Origin of the sequence: Achromobacter sp. UBA4530 (assembly GCF_002388205.1) — a bacterium.
GTDB lineage: Bacteria > Pseudomonadota > Gammaproteobacteria > Burkholderiales > Burkholderiaceae_B > Achromobacter > Achromobacter animicus.
The window spans coordinates 1-20,351 of sequence record NZ_DGMA01000037.1; the positions used below are offsets into that span (position 1 = coordinate 1).

At 66.8% G+C, this 20,351-nt stretch carries 13 protein-coding genes and 1 pseudogene; 7 read left to right on the forward strand and 7 right to left on the reverse strand.

The window, feature by feature from the left end; translation table 11 throughout:
* Positions 1-195: pseudogene (locus tag B2W22_RS23800) on the reverse strand (hypothetical protein); the annotation flags it as partial.
* Between the two features lie 619 nt (positions 196-814).
* Here B2W22_RS23800 and B2W22_RS23805 point away from each other — a divergent pair.
* Together B2W22_RS23805 and B2W22_RS23810 are read left to right on the forward strand one after the other, a co-directional pair.
* Positions 815-2,851 (forward strand): type IV secretion protein Rhs, encoded by a 2,037-nt coding sequence (locus tag B2W22_RS23805; RefSeq protein ID WP_286939755.1) that lies wholly within the window; start codon positions 815-817, stop codon positions 2,849-2,851.
* A gap of 43 nt (positions 2,852-2,894) precedes the next feature.
* Positions 2,895-3,398 (forward strand): hypothetical protein, encoded by a 504-nt coding sequence (locus tag B2W22_RS23810; protein ID WP_286939758.1) that lies wholly within the window; start codon positions 2,895-2,897, stop codon positions 3,396-3,398.
* Between the two features lie 136 nt (positions 3,399-3,534).
* Here B2W22_RS23810 and B2W22_RS23815 read toward each other — a convergent pair whose 3' ends face one another.
* Genes B2W22_RS23815 through B2W22_RS23840 form a run of 6 tightly spaced genes read right to left on the reverse strand, consistent with a single transcriptional unit; the run spans position 3,535 to position 12,265 of the window.
* Complete coding sequence (locus B2W22_RS23815; protein ID WP_239215186.1) at positions 3,535-5,841, reverse strand: phospholipase effector Tle1 domain-containing protein; 2,307 nt, start codon at positions 5,839-5,841, stop codon at positions 3,535-3,537.
* The gene (locus B2W22_RS23820; protein ID WP_286939760.1) at positions 5,831-6,613 is read right to left on the reverse strand and encodes a hypothetical protein; all 783 of its coding nucleotides are present in this window, start codon (positions 6,611-6,613) and stop codon (positions 5,831-5,833) included. Before B2W22_RS23820 ends, B2W22_RS23815 begins: the two co-directional genes overlap by 11 nt.
* Entirely contained in the window at positions 6,614-7,426 is an 813-nt protein-coding gene (locus tag B2W22_RS23825) for a hypothetical protein (protein ID WP_286939762.1), read from the reverse strand.
* The gene (locus tag B2W22_RS23830; RefSeq protein WP_286939763.1) at positions 7,419-8,399 is read right to left on the reverse strand and encodes a DUF4123 domain-containing protein; all 981 of its coding nucleotides are present in this window, start codon (positions 8,397-8,399) and stop codon (positions 7,419-7,421) included. The genes B2W22_RS23825 and B2W22_RS23830 overlap by 8 nt, the downstream gene beginning before the upstream one ends.
* Positions 8,396-11,269 (reverse strand): type VI secretion system Vgr family protein, encoded by a 2,874-nt coding sequence (locus B2W22_RS23835; RefSeq protein ID WP_286939764.1) that lies wholly within the window; start codon positions 11,267-11,269, stop codon positions 8,396-8,398. Before B2W22_RS23835 ends, B2W22_RS23830 begins: the two co-directional genes overlap by 4 nt.
* Before the next feature lie 57 nt (positions 11,270-11,326).
* Entirely contained in the window at positions 11,327-12,265 is a 939-nt protein-coding gene (locus B2W22_RS23840) for a hypothetical protein (RefSeq protein ID WP_286939766.1), read from the reverse strand.
* Between the two features lie 246 nt (positions 12,266-12,511).
* Between B2W22_RS23840 and B2W22_RS23845 the strand changes: the two genes are divergently transcribed.
* The 5 genes from B2W22_RS23845 (at position 12,512) to B2W22_RS23865 (ending at position 20,342) form a co-directional block, all read left to right on the forward strand.
* Complete coding sequence (locus tag B2W22_RS23845) at positions 12,512-13,366, forward strand: M15 family metallopeptidase (RefSeq protein ID WP_286939767.1); 855 nt, start codon at positions 12,512-12,514, stop codon at positions 13,364-13,366.
* Positions 13,363-14,736: a hypothetical protein gene (locus B2W22_RS23850; protein WP_286939768.1), complete on the forward strand. Its 1,374-nt coding sequence runs from the start codon at positions 13,363-13,365 to the stop codon at positions 14,734-14,736. Before B2W22_RS23845 ends, B2W22_RS23850 begins: the two co-directional genes overlap by 4 nt.
* A 63-nt stretch (positions 14,737-14,799) precedes the next feature.
* A complete protein-coding gene (gene tssM / locus B2W22_RS23855) occupies positions 14,800-18,564 on the forward strand; it encodes a type VI secretion system membrane subunit TssM (RefSeq protein WP_286939816.1) in 3,765 nt (1,254 codons plus the stop codon).
* On the forward strand, positions 18,561-19,544 hold the full coding sequence (gene tagF, locus B2W22_RS23860; protein WP_175125526.1) for a type VI secretion system-associated protein TagF: 984 nt from the start codon (positions 18,561-18,563) through the stop codon (positions 19,542-19,544). The genes tssM and tagF overlap by 4 nt, the downstream gene beginning before the upstream one ends.
* A 3-nt stretch (positions 19,545-19,547) precedes the next feature.
* On the forward strand, positions 19,548-20,342 hold the full coding sequence (locus B2W22_RS23865) for an OmpA family protein (RefSeq protein ID WP_175125528.1): 795 nt from the start codon (positions 19,548-19,550) through the stop codon (positions 20,340-20,342).
* Positions 20,343-20,351 lie beyond the last annotated feature (9 nt).

A 20,351-nucleotide genomic window follows, 5' to 3' on the forward strand; every position in this document is an offset into this window, starting at 1 on the left:
GCCGCAAGGCGCCGGGCTGCCCGATGTGCAGCCGTCGGCCGGGGCAGGCATCGCGGGGACGAGCGCCGCCGTCGGCGCGGCCTCCGGCGGCAACGCGACGGCAGGCACGGCGCCGGCCGTGGGCTCCGTCGCCGGGGCCACGGCAGCGCCGGGCGCTGAAGTGTCACCGACCGTCGGGTCTTCCACCGCAAGCATGACGGGAGCGCCAGGCGCAGACGGCACGATGACAGGAGCGGGTGCGGGCGCTGATGCAGCCGTTGGCGCGCCCCCAGGCCCCAGCACCCACGCAAATATCGATGCGGGCAACACAGGATCGGGCACGGGTGCTGGTCCGGGCGCGAACACGGGCGCCACAGCATCCACGCCTGCCGCGACGAATGCTGACGCCGGAGCAACGGCGGACGTTGGCATGGGAGCGGGCGCCGATGCTGGCGTTGGAACAAATCCTCAAGCGGGCGGCGCAGCAGGTGCTGACGTTGGTGCTGGTGCTGGCGCTGGCGCAGGCGCTGGCGCAGGCGCTGGTGCAAGCACGGGCACGTCGACAGGAGCCACCGCGGGTGCAGGGGCAGGAGCAGCCGCTGGCGCCGGGGCAACCGCAACCGCAGGCACAAGCACCGGCGCCACCATCGGAACCGGCGCAGCCGCCACCCCCACCTCCCCCCCGGGCGCCACGCCCCCCATCAACCACCCCTCCGCCACGCCGACCGCGTCGCCCACCACCACCGTCTCAGGCGCCACCGCCCCGCCTACCGCCGTCACCCCGGCCGGGAGCCCTGACGCTGTCCTCGGCAGCACGACGGCGCAGGCGGCGGGCATGTCCGACCGCGCGCCCGCCACGAGCGCCACCGATCTGTCCGCTGCGGGCGGCGCAGGTGCGGTGGCGAGTGCGGGCGCGGCAACGGGCGCAGCCGCCGCTGCGGGAGGCGGCGGTTCAGGCGCGGCGGGCTTCGGCGCGCTGGCGGCCGGCGGCGGCCTTGCCGCCGTTGCGCAGCAGGCCAGCGCCGCGTCCACGGCAATGGCCGGCGCGTCCACGCTCCTGTCAGGCGGCGTCAGCGCCAGCGTCGGCGCCGCCATCGTGCCGGTCATGACGCAGGCGTTGAACGCGGCCGGCGACCGTGCCGCCGCGCTGGGGTCCGCCGTCGACACGCTGTTCACGCTGCCCGACGTCAAGCAGGCCAATATCCCCGCCGTCGCGGGCGCCATCCTCAGCATGCCGGGGTTGTCGTCCTCGTCGGTGCCCGGCGTGATCGGCGCCATCCTGCAATCGCCCACGCTGGCCACGGAAACGCTGCCGAAGGTGGCCGAGGTGCTGATGAAGATCCCGGGCGTGGCGGAATCGCCGCTGCCCCAGATCGCCCGCGATGTACTCGACACGATCGGCCTGGGGCCGGTCGCACGCACGCAAGGCACCAACCTGCCTGGCGGCATGCCTCCGATGGGCGACGCCGGCCGCGTGGTCCCCAGCGCATCCACCTATCGCGGCCGTCAGGACGGCGCGCGCCTGCAATACGTGAACCTGGAACGCGCCGACGAGCGCTGGAACGACGGCAACGCGCTCACCACCACCGAGCGGCAGACCCGGCGTCCCCGCATCCACGTGGAATTCAACCGCCCGGGCGCGCACCGCTTCACCATCACCGTCAAGCCGGATACCGGAAACATCACGTACTCCAGCCGCGAACGCGGCCGCCGCGCCAGCTACCAGGAACCGCACGCCAACCCGCGCAGCTACGTCACGGATGCCGACGGCACCCGCATCGTCGATGACATCGACCTGCCCGCCGCCGGTCGCAACGTCTATCTGTTCGAAGTGCGCGACGAACGCGGCCAGCTCATCAAGACCGAACGCGTCGAGACCGCCCGCCGCCTGTACGTCCAGGAAGTCATGTGCATGAGCACCCGGCCGGCCAACCATCTGGCCGACGTGACGCCCGTCACCGCGGAGTTCGCGCTGCACGGCATCGACATGATCCAGCTGCCGCGCCTGCAATTCCGTGGCCGCTCGGCGGTGGACGCGGCGGACCACGTGGACTCGCAGCAGGCCATCATGGATGCCGTGCGCCGCGTGTACGCCACCTCGCCCGGCAAACAGCGCGAGCCCTACACGCTGGTGGTCTGCCACGTGGACAGGCTGGCGGCGCCCGGCACCAGCGGCGACATGCGCCTGCCCGTGCCCGCCGGACCGGGCGGCCGCGTGATGACGGTGCCCATCGTCAACGACGACCGCACGCTGGCCAGCCTCTGGTACGAGTTCGATGACAGCGACGACTGGCTCGTCCACGCCCGCTACATCTACACCGACGCGTCGGGCGCGGAACGGTCCATTCCCATCCCCCGCCACCTGATGACGCCGCTGCCCGAAAGCTCGGGCGCCGTCTTCTCCGTGAGGGTCGACCTGACCCAGATCTCGTCCACGCCCCTGAACGGCGTGCTCAACATCCAGTTCAACACGGTGGCCGCCAGCTACGCGGGTCTGGCCATCACCGGCACCAACCTGCTCTTCGTGTCCACGCTGGATCCCTACGCCCCCAACTCGCAGGCGTACCTGACGGAAACGCTGGCCCACGAAATGGGCCACCTGCTCGGCATGGTGCCCAGCGGCCCCGATTGGCCCGGCCTGCGCGACGAAGACCCGTCGGCCGACGACTCCAAGCTGGATCCGCCGCAGCACTTCTACTACAACATGGGGGGACACTGCTACTTTGGCCTGCCCAACCGCAATGGCCAGTACAGCAGCGAGATCGGGCAATGCGTGATGTACGGCATCACCTGCGCCAACATCCACTTCTGCCCCAGTTGCAGCAAAGCCGTGCGCAAGGTGGACTGCTCGGAAGGCTGGACCTCATTCTGACGACGCGCCCCTGATCCCCTTCGCTCTCTGACACAACATCGACATGCCCATCATGACTACCGACTGGATCGAGCCCGCCTCCTTTGCCACGGTGCCCACGCACTCGCAGCAGGAGCACGCCTGCATGCCGCCGCTGCAAGGCTACGACGCGCAGATGCGCATCGCCGCGCCCTCGCGCGTGAAGATTCGCGACGGCAGCACCCTGACGATTCCCATCTGCGCGCGCGGCATCCTGCCCGTGATCGACAATCCGCAACTGCCGCGCTTCGTGGCGAAGGATACGCAGACCGGCAAGGTCTACCGCGGCGTCGCGTTCAACTACGTGCGTCCCAAGCTCCCCAACGTCTCGGTGGACCCGCGGGAAGGCGGACCGCGCCCCCCGAAGATGGCCCTGCCGCCGGGCATGACCGTGGAAACGCGTTTCACCACCGACATGGCCGGCGTGCTGCATTTGCCGGCCACACCGGCCACGTATGAGGTCTACATCGAGGCCGAGGACGTGAAGTCGAACACGGTGACGATCGAGGTCGAAGACGGCAAGAAGTGAACCTCGGCAAGAAGTGAAAGCCGGCCAGAAGTGAAAGCCGGCCGGACCCAAGAACCGCCGGGTAGAGAAACCGGCCATACGAACAAAGACGGCCCTGCTCTGCAGGGCCGTCTTTCCATCACCACCACCCCGCCGTTCAGGGCCGTGCAGGCGTCATCTGCCGGATGTTCTGCTCGTTGCGCGCGGCCATCGCCTCCACCTTTTCAGCGTTCTGCATATCCTTGGCGCGCTGATCCATCTCGGCCTTCGCATCGGTCTTGCCGAACACATCCTTGTCGCGCACTCGGAAATACATCCGGGTGCTGGCCAGCAGATGGTCAGGCCAGCTGCTCAACATCGCGTCATGCACCAGCCAGTCGAACAGCGTCATGACCTTGGGCGGCAACTGCGTCTTGCCGTCGCGCGCATCGCGCCAGGCGGTCAGCAGACGCTGCTGCATGGCGCGATCAGCCTTCATGTCGGCAAACGGGTCCGGCAGCGACTGAACATAATCGGCGTCGCCCGGCTTTTTGCCGAGGCGCATGTTTTCCATGGCGATCGCATCCTGCTCCCACCGTTCCATCGTGCGAAGCTGCTCGGGGTGGTTGCGTTCCATGTCCTGCCGCCGCTGCTCCGTCGCCGCATCCTGGCGCTCGGCTTCTTCCAGGCCCTTGTACTCTTCTTCCAGGCGTTCCCACAGCGGCAGGAAGCGCTGCGGCGGCGCTTCGCCGCGGCTGGCATTGGCGCGCTCGCGGCGCTCGTTGGCAAGTGCTTCCAGTTCCCGCGCACGCGCCGTGGTCTCGGGCTTGGCAAGCTCCTCGCGCGAAAGCATGCTCAAACGCCTGCGCTCTTCTGCGAGCTCCTGCTCCGGCGTGAAGAAATCCCGGTCCTTGATCCACGCTTCCGCGGGGTCCGACATCCCGGCGCGAAACACGGGGTCCTGATAACGCACCGCCAGCCAGCGCAGAAAAACTTCCATGTGCGGCGCGAAATCGCAGCCGGGTTCGTATTTGACGATCTCCCGGTAGGCGTCGACCAGTTCCTGAACGTGATAGGTCTGGCCTTCGTCTTCGATCGAGCCGGCCAGGCTCAGCATCCGATAGAGCACCGGATCCCGGGACGCCAGGCTTTCCATGCTGTACAACGCCGCGCCGTTAGCGAGAGCCAGGTTCATCATCTCGCGCAAAGGAACCCTGGATAGCGACGCGCGCGTGCCCAGCGAGCCCTCGGGGGCCACGCCCGTCACATCCCCGCTCGACCCCGGATAGAGGTACTGCAGGCCGCGCGTCTTTTCCAGGGAATCCAGCCGCTGATTGCGGCGCAGTTCATGCGCCGCGGCAAAATGCACGGCCTTCTCGACGGCTGCGGGTATGGTCAGCGTGCGGTCCTTGTGCGTCTGTTTGATCAGGTCCGTGAACGGAATGACCTCAAGGAACCAGTTTTCTTCCATGATGGAAGCGACACTGTCGAACAGCCCGAGGAATCGGATGACGATCTTCGCGTCCGGCGCACCGTCTTTTCCTACGATGGCCAGGTCCGTGTCATGGCGGCGCTTGTACTTCTTGACGATATCGTTGACGAATTGCTTGGCAATGACCCCGCCGCGATCCGCGCCAAACACGCAGATCTCGATACGCACGACTTTTTCGGTGCCCGCGTTGGCCTTCTGATAGGCTTCCTCGAACTGACGCCTGGCCGCGTCCAGGCGCGTGTCGACACCGGTTCCCATCAGTTCGGCGACGGCGGCATTGTCCCGAACGACCGGCACGCCTTCCAGCAACGTGGCTTTCGCAGCGTTCTTTCCTGCGGTCCAGGCAACCTTAAATGGGTTTTTCTTGAAATCCGACCAGAAGCCGCGAACAGTGGCCTTTGCGCGATTGCGGATTCGCTCTGGGTCCAGGGCATTCCAGATTCTTACCGTCTTCTCAGGAAGCGACTGGACGTCTTTGACGACGTCCTTGTAGGCCTTCACCATGGGGTGGAAGGACCCATCCCTGATGGATTGCTTGACAGCCGACTTTGCGCGCCCTGCGGCATCCACATCGGGCACTTCATCAAGACGCGTGATGTTCTTTGCCGCGTCCTGCGCGCTGGAGATCGCCTTGTCGGCCACTTTCCCGCCTGCAATCGTCAGCGCGCGAACCACGACGTCAGCCTTTGCGCTCTCGTTAAGCTCGACGCCAAGGCCGGAATAGTAGAACGGAAACCAGTGCTGCTTGTTCGGCCTGTTCTCATCGTCTTCGCTGAAGTGGGCCATCCACAACCGGCTCACGTTCGAGAGGAATGTCGGATTCGCCTCATCGATATCCTTGTTCCGCCCGAAGCCATCGAAGAAGAATCCCATACGCAACGTGAGACCGCATTCGGTGCAGGAATCCTTGGGGTAGGCAGCCTCATTGGCCGCCATGGCCTTCAGGACTGAAGCGGGAGTCCTGTCGACGTCAGGAATCTGATCACTGGACATTCTTCTCTCCAGGAGGCGTGCCGGACGCCTTGATCTGTGCAATCTTTTCGCCCGGCAGGGAAAACACGGCGCGGCCGAAGTCACCCGGCTTGCGATTTGGATCTTTCAGGAGTTTTTCGATCTCGGCATGCTTGTCGAAATCCGAGGCCACGACGAAGTAGAGATACATGTAGCCGCGCATGTCCTCGGGGTCTTCAATGCGATACCTCGTCCAGGCCTGCCTGGTGACCTTTGCAAGAACATGCTTCAACTGGGTCGCGTTTTCGTATCCGGCCAAATCGGCGCCGTACTTCCCGTACAACCAACGCGTGGTTTCCACGATCGGAATCCTGACTTGTCCCGTCAGATTGCGACTCAGCGCGAGCTCCATATGCTCGTCAGGATAGATGTGCAATTCCAGATAAAGCGTGCCGTCGCCATCGGGCACCTTGGTGGCGGGAAAATGCACCTGTGTTTCCTTCTTGAACATCAGATCGTCGAACTTGTCGTCCAACAGATGTTTGCGAAGCAACTCAGGGTCTCCTCCGCGCCACTTCACCGCAAAGTCGGTCCCTTTGAACGTGTAGCAGCAGGAAACCCGCCCCTCGCCGCCACCCGGCACCAACGTACTGGAACTGACCACATTGCCCGACTTGTCACTGAGCCGAACCGGCTCCAGATTCCAGGGCGTGTAGTTGTACGCGATGAAGCTGACGCCCTGGTATGTGGGTTCGCCATTGCACCCCGCCAACAGGCCCAGCCAAAGCAATACACCAATCAAACCCTTACGCATTCAGTGCTCCCGAGTTGTTCCGCCATACCCACTTCCGACATTTTTATCTCCACGTGGTGCACCCGCCGCCTTCAACTGCGCGATCTTCTCTGCCGGCAAAGACATCACCGCGTCGCCAAATGCGCCAGGCTTTCGCGCCGGGTCCTTCAAGAGGGCCGCAATCTGCGCGTCCTTGTCGAAGTTCGAGGCCACGATGAAATGGAGATACATGTACGCGCGCAAGTCCTGCGCGTCTTCAAGCCGATAATTTATCCACGCCTGTCTGGTGACCCTGGCGACGTCGTTGGCCAGATAATCTGCGCTCTCGTACCCCACAAGCTCGTCCCGGTATTTCCCATACAACCAGCGAGCGGTATCGACGATTGGAATTCTGACTTGCCCGCGCAACTTGCGGCTCAAGGCAAGTTCCATGTGTTCATCCGGATAGATGTGCAACTCCAGAATCAGCGTTCCATCCCCTTCGGGCACCTTCGTGGCGGGGAAGTGCACCGTTGTTTCCTTCTTGAAGAGCACATCGTCGAACTTGTCGTCAAACAGGTGCTTGCGAAGCAGGTCGGGATCCCCTCCGCTCCATTTCACGTTGAATTCCGTACCGGAAAACGTATAGCAGCAAGACACGCTTCCCTCGCCGCCGCCTGATGGGAGCGTGCTGGAACTTGCCGCGCGACCCGATGCATCGCTGATGCGCACGGGCTCCAGGTTCCAGGGTGTGTAGTTATACGTAATGAAGCTCACCCCTCGATAAGTGGGCTCTGCGTTGCAGCCAGTCAATAGGCCAAGCCAAAGCAGCATGCCGGCAAGTGCTTTACGCATCGCCGCCATCCCTCCCCGCCCGATGCACCGCATCCCACACCGCATCCGGCACCGCTTGCAGCGCTTTCGCCAGCCCGCCCTCTGCGCCAGGCCGATAGGCGCGCAGCCCGTCGGCGATCAAGGGGTGCTCATCGAAGCGCGGCGAGATCGCCACGCCCCAGGCGACGTAGTCGAACGTGTCCTTATCTCCCGCCACGCCGTGCGCGCGGGCACGTTCCAACTGCTTCTGCACGCGGGGCACCAGCGTGTCCTGATCGGGATTGCCGGGCAGCATGTCTGGATAAAGACGGCGCAACTGCACCGCCAGCTTGTCGGGGTAGTCCAGGTCGAACAGCATTTGGTGCTGTTCAGGCGAGAATTTTTCGATACCTTCCGGCCGTGCGGCGGGCAGCCTGCCCGCGCCCGGCAATTCAGCCAGCGTGCCATCGCGCAGCGCGTAGCGCAGCGTGACGAACGGCCCGGCGAATCGCGTGCGCTGCTCGGGCGTCCAGACCTGCAACACGCGCGCCAGGATGCGGCTGTCATACCAATGCAGGAAGAACTCGCTGGCGTCCGGCAAGGCGTAGTCGCAGAACGGCCCGAAGTGCGCGATCAGCTTTTCCAACGGCACGGCCGACGCGAAGCTCATCATCGCGTAGCGGCCGCCGGAGCGCTCGTGCAGGGCTTCCAGCACGCGCACCAGCACGGTGCTGAAATCCCCATGGCGCGGCCCGCGCAGTACGCCTTGCGAGGCGCCGTCCACTTCGATCAATAGCGGCGCCACGTCGCCGTAGATGTCCAACCCGGTCTGCGCCCACACCGAGCCGAAACTCAGGTCTTCGGTGGCCGTCAGCCGCGCCAGCAGGTCCGGATGGCCGCGGAAGTCGACGATCACATAGGCGCGCGCGGCCTCGCCATACGGGCCGCGATGATGGGGCAATTCGGCGAACGTGGACAGCAGCGCGTCCTGCCAGGAATATCGCATCGCCGTCATGCCTTGTCGGTGATGGACTGCACGCTTTCCTGAGCGTCAAGAATGCAGGTCTTGCAGACGGTGAATTGCGGGAACGGATACGGCATCTGTGTTGGGCCGGCGAACTGCTTGTTGCCGGTCTTGACGTCGATGCGCCCCGGCGCCGTCACGGTGATGTTGCCGCCTTCGATCACGATGCTGGCGCCCGCCGCGTTGGCGATGCGGATGCGCTGCGGCGACGCGTACTCGATGCCCGCGTTGGCGCTGACCATGCGCAGGTCCTGTTGCGCCTGCACCGTCAGCGTGTCGTGCTGAGAAATGACATCGACCTCGCCGGTGCCCGCGATCAGGTCCAGGCCGGATTCCGCGCCGCCTGTCTGCACGCCGGCCACGATGCCCAGCGCCTGGCCGGTGTGCACGCGCAGCGAACCGATGACGGCCAGGTTGTGGTCCTGTCCCGACGACCAATGCACGAGCTCGCCGGCCGCCACCTGGACGTTGCGCCCCGCCGCCTGCGTCAGCCCTGCGCGTCCCGCCATCAGCACCAGCGGATCGGTCAGGTGCGGCACCTTGCCGTCGACGACTTCGGTGTGCTTGGCCGACGCGTCGCCGGCCGCGCCGCCCACGGCCTCGCCCGCGACGGTGCCCGACACCGCGTGCGTCATGGCGGCCAGCGGCGCGCGTTCGCCGTCCAGACGGCTCGCGCCCGCCGAGGCCGTGCCGCGCGCCGAGGCCAGCCGCACGCCCTGATGGGCGCCGATCACGCCGTCGAACGACTGCGCCATGATGTCGGCCTGCCCGGCCAGCGCCAGCGGCCCCGCCGAATCGCCTGCGGGCTCGCTGCCGGCGGCTGAGTAGGTGGTCAGCAGCACGCCGCTTCCGCCGCGCACCGCGCCAAACGCGTCGGTACGCAGTTCCGCGCCCACGCCGCGCACGTTGCCGCGATAGTTGCCGCTTTGGTGGATCAGGTGGCCAAGATTCAATTCGCTGGCCGATTGGGAAGACTTGATCTGCATGCGCAACTGGCCGTCGCTGTCATCGAACACGATCTGGTTGTAGCCGTCGCCGCCGAATTCCTTGCTCTTGAAGCCGCTCAACGCGGCTGCGTTGCGGTGCTGATCGTCGCCGCCCGCCGCGCCGTGCCACGCCGGCGCGTTGCCGCTGGCCAGGTTGGCCTGCGCGCTGGGTTTGCCGTCGATGGCCGCCGCGTACACCTCGGTGTTCATCGGCTCGCCCGCCTTGCCGCCGGGCGTGGACGGAATGCCGCCCTCGCCGCGCCCGTTGTAGAGCGCGCCCACGACCAGAGGCTGATCGATGTCTTCATCCAGGAATCTCACCAGCACTTCCTGCCCGATGCGCGGCACGAAGCTCATGCCCATGCCCGCGCCTGCCTGGCGCTGCGCCACGCGCGCCCATCGGCTTTTCGCCAGGCCCTCGCCGTCGGATTGCCAGTGGAAGCGCACACGCACGTCGCCGCGCGCGTTGCGATGGATTTCGTCTTCACCGCTGGCCTCGGTCGCGCCGTCGGCGCTGGTGACGATGGCCGTATGGACGCCGACGGCGGACGGGGCACCCGCGAGCCTGGCGCCGCGTGCCGCAGCGGGCAAGGCGCGCCACGGCCGGTCGCAGCGCACCGCGCAGAACCGGTTGGCGTAGCCGACCTCGTGCGCGCGCGCCATCACGGCCGCCTCGGGGCGCCCCACGCCGATATCGGCATCGCCGTGCATCGCATGGCCGTCGTCCTCGGCCCCGTCTTCAAAGCACAGGAAATCGTCCAGGGCGCCCAGCCTGTCCGCCAGGCTGGCGTCGTTCTGTCCGGGAAGATTGTTCACCCCTGCGTGCTCCACGCGGTCCAGTGCGAAGTTCGGCTCAAACCCGGCCTCGCCAGAAGGCCCCAGCGGCGACATCTCCTGCAGCGTGAACCGCGTGCCCGAGCGGAAGGTGCGCACCGTGCCGCGGCCGACAAAGGTCTCGGCGCTGGCCTGCGCGGCCTGCATCAGCAGGTTCGCCTGAAACTGCGCGTGCGCCTGGTTCAGCAGCCCGCCGTGTCCCAGCGGCTCGAACCATTCCAGCGCCCGTTCGTCCCCGGCTTCATCGGCGGGGCTGGCCAAGGCCTGCCCGGTGATGGCGTGCTTGCCGCTTTCATGCCAGGCCAGCACCGTCACTTTCTCCACAGTGCGGCGCATGCGGCGCGCGATGGCCTGCACGCCGTCGCGCGATTCGCTCGCATGAGCGCGCTGGAACCGTACGCCCGCACCCGCCGATTCCGCGTCTTCGGCCAGACTGCGGCTGTCGGCGAAGATCAGCACCGCGTGGCGCGACGGTGCGCTGTCGTCTTCGACGGTGGTCCAACCCAAACCGGCTTCCGCGAGCAGGCGCGACAGAAAGGCGTAATCGGTTTCACGGTACTGCGTGGTGTAGGGCCGCGCCGGCAGGCCGGCCAGGTGATCTTCCACATCGGAAGCCACCTTGTAGGTATAGCCCTCATAGCTGTCCAGCACATGGCGCACGATGTCCAGCACCGGCTGTTTCTCGTAGATGCGGCTGTCGCGCCGCTGCGTGGCAAGCCACAGCCAGGGCGCGAGCGTCAGGCGATATCGGGCCATGCCCGCATTGCCGCCCAGCATCTCGGCGGCACGCACCACGCCGCTGCGGCCGGCCTCGGTGCCGTCGGCGCGCGTGGTCCACAGCGTGGCGGACCGCGACACCATGTCGTTCAGATCCAGCGCGGCATCTTCGGCCAGGGCCACCACGCGCATTTCGCTCAGCGTGGACAGGCCTTCGCGCGCAACCCAGCCTTCGACCTGCAGGGACGACATCGCGCCCTCGCCATCAAGCCGGAAAAGACGGGACTCGGCGCTGAAACTGCCGTTGCTAGCGTTGACAGCCATGGAAGAAAAACCTCATGGGAACGTGGGCGGCGCCGGCATCGTCGAGCCGGCAAGAATTCAAGGTTCGATATTGGCCTGCGGGGTCGGGCATTCCGGTGCGGTGCCCCATTGACCCGCGCAGACGCGCAGGCGGCATTGTTCACCTGCGATGAAGCTCAAACGGCGGCATTCCTTCAACCGCTCGGACAACGGCGAACCCGGCATCTCGCGGATGAACACGCCGTCGGACTTGTAGACACGCGTGCCGGGCGGTGATGCAGGCGGCAACCCGTAGTCCATCAGCGCCGACAACAGCGCGGCATCCTTGTCGGCGGTCTTGGCGCTTTTGCGCGGAGCGGCGGGCGCGGACTTCACCGCGCGAGGCGCACCGGCGCCCGGCGCAGCGGCGCCCGACGCAGCGGCGCCCGACGCACCGTCGCGTTGCGCTAGCCGCTCCGCGGCCTGCCGCGTGGGACCCGGCGCTGCCGCGGTTGCGAGCGAAGACGTGGCGGCGGGCGCCGATGACGGCGTCATTGCCAGCATGGACAAGGGATTGGCCGGCTCGCCAAGCGGTTCGGGCTCGCCGCGGCCCAGGTCTGCGTCGCGCGCAGGCGGCGACTCATCAATGATCGTGGCGACGTCGGGTGTTTTTTCCAAAGTGCCGAGCGGGTTGCTGCCCGAGTCCGGCGACGGCGACAGTGCGGCTTGCTGGGGGGTTGCAAGCGCGGGCACCGGCGTGGGCACCGGCGCATTTGCAGACGCGTTCGCAAGCGCAGGCGACGCGGCAGGCGCCTGCACCGGTGCCCGCGCCATCATCGACGCAGCGTCGTCTTCATGTATTACCCAGACGATGCCGCCCGCCAACAACAACAGCACCAGTAACAGCGCGGTCCAGCGCCGCGCGCGCGAACGTCGCGGCGTTGCCATGTGTTTGACCTCGGCTTCCGGCGCGCGTCCTTCCAATGCGGCCAGGATGCGCGGCGAGTCGGCCTCGCCACGCGCGGCAGTCGAGGTCATCAGCAGACTCGGCGCGGTCATCGTAGGGCGAGCTTGTTCTTTCTCTTCTGCCATGCGGGTTCCCGTGTCAGCAGGAGGCGTGTGCAGCCCCCCTGTAACCAAGCCCGCCGAGAATACCTGATCGACCCCTTTCAGACACCGATTCTTGTTACGATTTCTAAGCCTCCGACGCGGTTTGCAACGCCGGATCGCTTGCCTCATGCGCGGATAAAACAAAAGATTACGCCTTCACATGAGGGACCTGCCTTGTTGCTGCTTCTGCCCCTGTATTTCTTGCTGGCGGTGGGCGTCTCCGCTCTCCTGTTTTTTCCCGCACTGCGCCAAGGCGCCGTGCGGGGGATGCGCGCCTGCGTAGCGGGCGTGGCACGGGGCGCGACGCGTGGCGCCAACCAGGCCGGCGGCGCCGTGGGCGGCACGGCCGGCGCGATAAGAAAAGGGTTCGGCGCCTCGTTCGAATGGGTTGGAAGGTATCGGTGGCAGGTCGCAATCGGGCTGACAGTTGTATTGCTTCCGTCACTGTTTGCTTTCTTGATGCGACACAATCACACATTCGTTTACAGCGCCTCAACCAGCGGTCCAGACCGCCGAATCCAGGCATTGCTGGAGGGCGAAAGACTGGTTCCGCCCGCCGCCCTGCCCCCTGAAGCATTCACCACCCGCGAAGTCGAACAAGTGCGTCCGAAGCTGGGCGGCGCAAGCCGTAACTGGGATCTTCTGGATGCCGATTTCCGCCAGCGGCTGTTGCTGGCGTATCGCATCATGCGCGAACAGCACGGCTATGAAATGACCCTGATCGAGGGCTACCGCAGTCCCGAGCGGCAGGGTGAACTGGCAGGCATGGGGTCGCACGTGACGAACGCCGGCGCCTTCCAGAGCTATCACCAGTTCGGTCTGGCCGCGGACAGCGCGTTCTATCGCGACGGCAAGATCGTGATTTCGGAAAAAGACCCCTGGGCCATGCGCGGCTATGAGCTGTTCGGCGAGACCGCCGAGCTCGTCGGCCTGACCTGGGGCGGACGTTGGAAGATGATGGACTTCGGCCACGTGGAGCTGCGCCGCCCCGGCGTCATGCAACGCGCACGGGAGGCCGCGAAACAATGATTCGCGTGCTGAAGAAAGGCGGGCTCGTCCTGGCCCTGTTCGCCGTGGTGTGGCTGGCCGTCATCATCTGGTGGCAGGAGTCGCGCACGCTGCCCACCGGCGTCGACATCGGGCTGTACCTGTTTGCGTTGCCGCTGGCCATCCTGGCCGCGATCTGGATCGGGGCGCGCATGGTGCGTGCTGCCCGCGCGCCCAAGGCGGCGCCCGCACAGGCGCAGACGGAAGCGCAATCCGACGCGCCGGCCCGGCCCGCTGCGCTACGGCTGATCGCGGCCGCCGCGCGCGCCGCGCCGGGCGAGAATGTCGCGGCGATCGCCGAAGCGCTGGCCGAGCAGAAGCGGCCCGAACTCGATGCGGAACTGAAGACGCCGCAGGGCTATCCGATTTTCGCCGCGCGCGTGGCCGGCATGGACGACATGGCGCTGTATGCCGCCGCGCGGGACCGGGGCGCGCCCGCTGACGCCTTGGCCGCCGCCACGTTGCGTGTGACGGCCATGCTGGCCGATGTCGCACAGGTGCTGACGCATGAGGCGCACGCGCGCGCAACCGAGTTGGACGTGCCCGCGCGCGAAGCGGACTGGCCCCGCCTGCACCTCGACGTGGTCGTGCCGGCGGCGTGGTCCGAAGCGGCGCGCCACCGCGCGCTCGCGGCAGTGCGGTCGGCTGCGGGGGCCTGGCCCGATGCGCGCATCCACACCACCGAACATCCCGCACGCGACGGCATGGCCACCGACCACCTGCTGCGCCAGATTGCCGCCGAGCCCGCCGCCGAGTCAGCTAATGCCCGCGCCGAACCGCAATGGCGCATCGTGCTGGCCGGCGATGGTTATATCGACGCCGAGCAGGTCGCCCATTGGGACGGCCTGGCCACGTTGCTGACGCACGCCAATCCGCAGGGCCGTGTCCCGGGCGAAGCCGCCGCCGGCCTGCTGCTGGCGCCGCCCGATGCGCAGGCCGAATTCCACGTCACGCTGTCGCCGATGCTGCAACGGCAGAAATCAGCCGACGCGCGCGGCGCCCTGGCCGAAGCGTCGCTGGCGGACCTGGCGCGCGACCTGCTGCAAGCCGCCGCCGTGGAGCCCGGCGCCGTCGGCCGCATCGTCAGCGATGGCGATCACCGCGGCGCCCGTCCGCTTGAGCCGCTGAACGTGGCATCGCAGGTTTTCGACCATCTGGATGCCGCAAAGGACTGCCAGGCCGTCGGCATGACTTGCGGCCACACGGGCGCGGCGGCGTCGCTGCTGACGCTGGCCGTGGCCTGCGAAACGTGCCTGCAGTTCGACCAGCCCGTGCTGACCCTTACCCTGCAAGACCCCGCATTGCGCGCCGCCGCGCTGGTCTCACGACCGGCCGCCAGCGCCACCGCCTGACCCAAAACAAAAGCGAAAACCATGCGTAGCCCATCAGGATTGCTTTCTCGATTTTCCAGCGCCATGAGCGACGTGCGCTATTGGAGTGGACGCGTATTCGCCAACCCACGCACCTTCATGCTCATCGGCCTGATCGCGCTGATCGTCTTCCTGTTCCTGTTCGCCGACACGATGCAGATCGCCATGACCTGGGCCGGCGCGGCGCTGGGCGTGCTGCTGCTTCTGTGGCTTTGCGTCTATCTCTGGCGCCGGCGCCGCACGCGGCGGGCCAACCAGCAGCTGGGCGACATGCTGGAACAGCAGGTGCAGACGGGCGCGGCCGCCAGCCCTGCCGCCAACCGCAGCGAAATCGAGGCGCTGCGCACCCGCCTGACGCAGGCGGTCCGCACCATCAAGACCTCCAAGATCGGCCAGACCTCCGGCAACGAGGCGCTGTACGAGCTGCCCTGGTACATCGTCATCGGCAACCCCGCGGCGGGCAAGAGCAGCGCCGTCATCAATTCGGGACTGCAGTTTCCGTTTGCCGACAAGAACGGCGCCGCCGTGCGCGGCGTGGGCGGCACCCGCAACTGCGACTGGTTCTTCACCACCGAAGGCATCCTGCTGGACACCGCCGGCCGCTACTCGGTGCACGAAGAGGACCGCAACGAGTGGATGAGCTTTCTGGACCTGCTCAAGCGCCATCGCCCCAAGGCGCCGATCAACGGCATCATCGTGGCGGCCAGCATCAGCGAGCTGACGGACGCGGGCCCCGAATTCGCCATCAACCTGGCCAAGAACCTGCGCCAGCGCGTGCAGGAACTGACCGACCGGCTGGAAGTGTTTGCGCCGGTCTATGTAATCTTCACGAAGGCTGACCTGATTGCAGGCTTTTCCGAATTCTTCGCCGATGCCGACGCGCGCGAGCGTGACCGGGTCTGGGGCGCGACGCTGCCGTACGGCGCGGACGAAAGCCGCGACGTGCTGACGCTGTTCGACGAGCGCTTCGACGAGCTGTATGAAGGCCTGAAGGAAATGGGCACGGCCCAGATCTCGCTGCGCCGCAATGCGGCCCTGCCGCCGGGGCTATTGACCTTCCCGCTGGAGTTCGCGGGCATCAAGCCGGCGCTGCGCACCTTCCTGTCCACGCTGTTCGAGACGAACCCGTTCCAGTACAAGCCGGTATTCCGGGGCTTCTACTTCACCAGCGCATTGCAGGAAGGCGCGTCGCGCAGCACCTCCACCGACAAGCTCGCGGCGCGCTTCGGCTTGCGGCCGGCCTCGCGCGAAGCGGCGCGCAGCGTGACGTCGCACAACGGATTCTTCCTGCGCGACCTGTTCTCCAACGTCATCTTTGCCGACAAGAAGCTGGTGCGCCAGCACGCCAGCCCCAACAAGGTCCGCATGCGCTACCTGACCTTCTTCGGCCTGGTGCTGGCGCTGGGATTGGTGCTGGGCGGCTGGAGCTGGTCGTATCTGGGCAACCGGCAACTGGCGAGCAATGTGCAGGCGGATCTGGACAAGGTGGTGCGCCTGCAAAGCGAACGCACCGATCTGCAGAGCCGCCTGGAAGCCATGGAGATCCTGCAGGATCGCATCGAGCAGTTGGACCGCTATTCAACGAGCCGGCCGCTGTCGCTGGGGCTGGGTCTGTACCAGGGCGACGTGCTCAAGCAGCGCCTGCTGGCCGAGTACTACAACGGTCTGCGCCAGTTCATGCTGGTGCCGGTCAAGGCCAGCCTGGAAGACTATCTGGGCCGCGTGGACGTGTCGCAGGCGGCCGCGGGCGGCGCGCCGCGTACGGCGCCGCCGCAGGCTCAGCCGGTGAGCGCCAATGCCGGCAACACGCTGTTCCAGGACGCCTCGCCCACCAACGTCGACGACGCCTACAACGCGCTCAAGACGTACCTGATGATGGCAAACCGCGAACACGTGGATCCCACGCATCTATCCGACCAGATCACCCGATTCTGGCGCGGATGGCTGGAAACCAACCGGGGCGCGATGCCGCGCGACCAGCTGATCCGCAGCGCCGAGCGCCTGATCTCGTTCTACGTGGCGCGTGCCGCCGATGCAGACTGGCCGCAGATTGAAACCAATCTGGCCATGGTGGAACGCACGCGCGGCAACCTGCGCAGCGTGATGCAGGGCATGCCGGCGCGCGAGCGCGCCTATGCCACGCTGAAGGCGCGCGCCGCCACGCGCTTCCCCGCGATGACCGTCGCCCGCATCATGGGCGAGGCCGATGCCGCGGTCGTGGCGGGCAGCTACGCCGTGCCGGGCACGTTCACGCGCGAGGCCTGGGAGCAATACATCGAGCCGGCCATCGGCGAAGCCGCGCGCCGCGAGGTGCAGACCAGCGACTGGGTGCTGGGCGTGAACGCGCGCGACGATCTCACGCTGGAAGGCAGCCCCGAACAGATCCAGAAGAGCCTGGCCACGATGTACAAGACCGAATACGCGCAGGAATGGCAGAAGATGCTGCGCGGGGTCACCATCAAGCCCTTCACCAGTTTCGATCAGGCGGTGCAAGGCATGAACCGCCTGGGCGATCCGCAGAACTCGCCGCTGGTCAAGCTCATCAACACCACGTACGAACAGACCTCGTGGGACAACCCGTCGCTGATCAACACCGGCATCACGCAGGCGCAGACGGGCGTCGTCGCCTGGTTCAAGCGCGTGATTCTGCGCCAGGGCCAGCCGAAGCCGGCCGAGGCGGCGCCCGGCGGCGAGCAGATCCCGATGGGCCCGGTGGGACGCGAATTCTCCGACGTGGCGCGCCTGGTGGTCCAACGCGACAACCAGTCGCTGCTGGGCAATTACATGAACGCCCTGTCCAAGATCCGGACGCGCTTCAACCTGATCAACAACCAGGGCGATCCCGGCCCGGGCGCCCTGCTGCTGATGCGCCAGACGCTGGAAGGCAAGGACTCCGAACTGGCGGACGCGCTCAAGCTGGTGGACGAGCAGATGCTTGCCGGCCTGACGCCGGCACAGCGCGAGACGCTGCGCCCGCTGCTGGTGCGGCCGCTGATCCAGGGCTACGCCGTCGCCATGCAGCCCGCGCAGACCGAGCTGAACAAGGTCTGGAACGCGCAGGTCTATCAGGGCTTCACGCAGAACCTGGCCGACAAGTATCCGTTCTCGACCAAGGCCGGCATCGAGGCCAGCAGCGAAGAGATCGCGCAGGTCTTCGGTCCGCAGGGCAGCATCGCCAAGTACGTCAATGAGACCTTGGGCCCGCTCACCGTGCGCCGCGGCGACATCCTCACGGCCCGCACGTGGGGCGACATGGGCATCGACCTGCAGCCGTCGTTCACCGCGAACTTCGCGCAATGGGTGGCGCCGCTGTCGGGCGGCGCGGCCGGATCAGGCGCGGCCAGCCAGCCGCAGACGCTGTTCCAGATCCAGCCCAAGCCCGCGGGCGGCGTCACCGAGTACACGATCGAGATCGACGGCCAGCAACTGCGTTACCGCAACACGCCGCCGCAATGGGTCAACTTCGTGTGGCCCAACGCGCAGGGCGCACCCGGCGCGCGCATCACCGCCACCGCCTTTGACGGCACGGTGGTCGAGATCGTGAACGAGCCCGGCCGCTTCGGCCTGGAACGCCTGATCTCGGGCGCCCAGCGCAAGCCCAACCAGGACGGCAGCTTCGAGATGAGCTGGACCAAGTCCAACATCACCGTCCCGGTCCGCCTGCGCATCATCAGCAGTACCCAGGCGGCCAGCGCAGGCGGCGCCGAGCCCGGCAGCCAGGGCCTGCGCAACCTGCGTCTGCCCGCCACGGTCGCGGGCTCCTCCCCTCAACCTTCCGTCGCCTCGACGGCTGCCGGAGTGCAGCAATGAGCAATCCGCAGTCCCCCATTTTCCGCACGGCCTACTTCGGCAAGATTCCGTCGCGTGGCGACTTCGTGAAGAACACCTCGCACCCGCAGCTGATGGCGACGCTGGACGCCTGGGTCGCCAACACCATGGAGATCCTGGCGCAGGATCCGCATTGGAAGACGCTGTACGACGAGGCGCAGCCGGTGCCCTTCGCGGTGCTGGGTTCGCGCGGCAAGCTGGCCATCGCGGGCCATCTGCAGCCCAGCCGCGACCAGTCCGGACGGCGCTTCCCGTTCATCAGCGCGACCTCGGTCGAGGTATCGCGCCCGCTGGACTTCATTGCGCGCAGTCCGCTGGCCTTCAGCCGGATGTGGAACCGCATGGGGGCTGCCGCGTCGCAGCTCATGCAGGAAGGCGATCCCGCCGATGCGTTGCAGACGCTGAACGGCCTGGAAGGCGAAATCCGCACCGCCGCCGACGACGGCTTTGACGCCTTCATCGACCTGCAGACGCTCGAGCGCGTGGAAGCGATGCTGCGCAGCAACGGCCACGCCGCCAACATGCACGACATCGTGCTGGCGCTGGGGATACTGCTGACGCCGGTCATGTCCAGCGGCTCGTCGCAGCTGGACACCGGACTGGCGCTGCCGCTGCCCGACGACCCGCTCTACATCAATCTGGTGGCAACGTACTGGATGACGCTGATCGCGCCCTTCCTGAACCGCGCCGACTTCGAGATCGCCATGTTCATCGGCCATATCGCGGGCAAGCACCGGCTGGTGGTGGGGTTTCGCGGCGCGTCACCGCAGACGCTGGCCACCCTGCTGTCGACGCCGCAGACGCTGTCGCAGCACTACATCATGCTGGACGCCGCCCCCTGGGTGCGCGACCACGTCAGCGCCAGCCACGGCCTGGCCAAGCTGTCGAGCTATCTGGATCAACAGCGGCTGTCCCTGCGCCAGGCGCTGGAGACCTACCGCGAAGTCTTCATCGGAGCCTAGGACATGCGCACACTCACTCTGGTCCTGGCCGCGGCCTGCTCCTGGGCGGCGCATGCCCAGGACGCGGCGACGGTCGTTCCCGCCAACGTCATCCCCCAACCCGGCCAGGTGGTCGCCAGCGGCGCGGTGCCCGACGAAGCCACCAAGGCCGACGTGCTGCAACGGCTGCAAAAGGTGTATGGCGTGGGCAATGTGATCGACCGCATCGACGTGGGCGGCGTCGTCGCCCCGCCGAACTGGTCGCAACACGTCGGCAAGCTGCTGGACAGTCCGCTCAAGCAGATCAACCGCGGACAGCTGGAAATCGACGGCACGCAGATCCGGCTGCGCGGCGAGGTGGACAACGAAGCCTCGCGCCAGCAGATCGCCAGCACCTTCGCCACCTCGCTCAATCCCACCTACAAGATCGTCAACGGCCTGCGCGTGTCGGCGGACAAGGACGAACAGGACGTGCTGGACAACCTGCTCAGCAATCGCGTGGTGGAGTTCGAGACGGGCAGCACGCGCCTGACCGCACGCGGCCGAGAGCTGCTGGACCGGGTGGCCGATGCCGTGCCGAAGCTGCGTGCCGACAAGATCCAGATCATCGGCCACACCGACAGTTCAGGCAGCCGCAGCACCAACCTGGCGCTCAGCCAGGCGCGCGCGGACGCGGTGCGCGACTATCTGGTCGATAAGGGATTGCCGGCATCGCGCTTTGAGGCGATGGGCGCCGGCCCGGATCAGCCGGTGGCCACGAACGCCACGCCCGAGGGCCGCGCCAAGAACCGGCGGATCGAATTCCGCGCGGCGCGCTGAGGCCGCGCG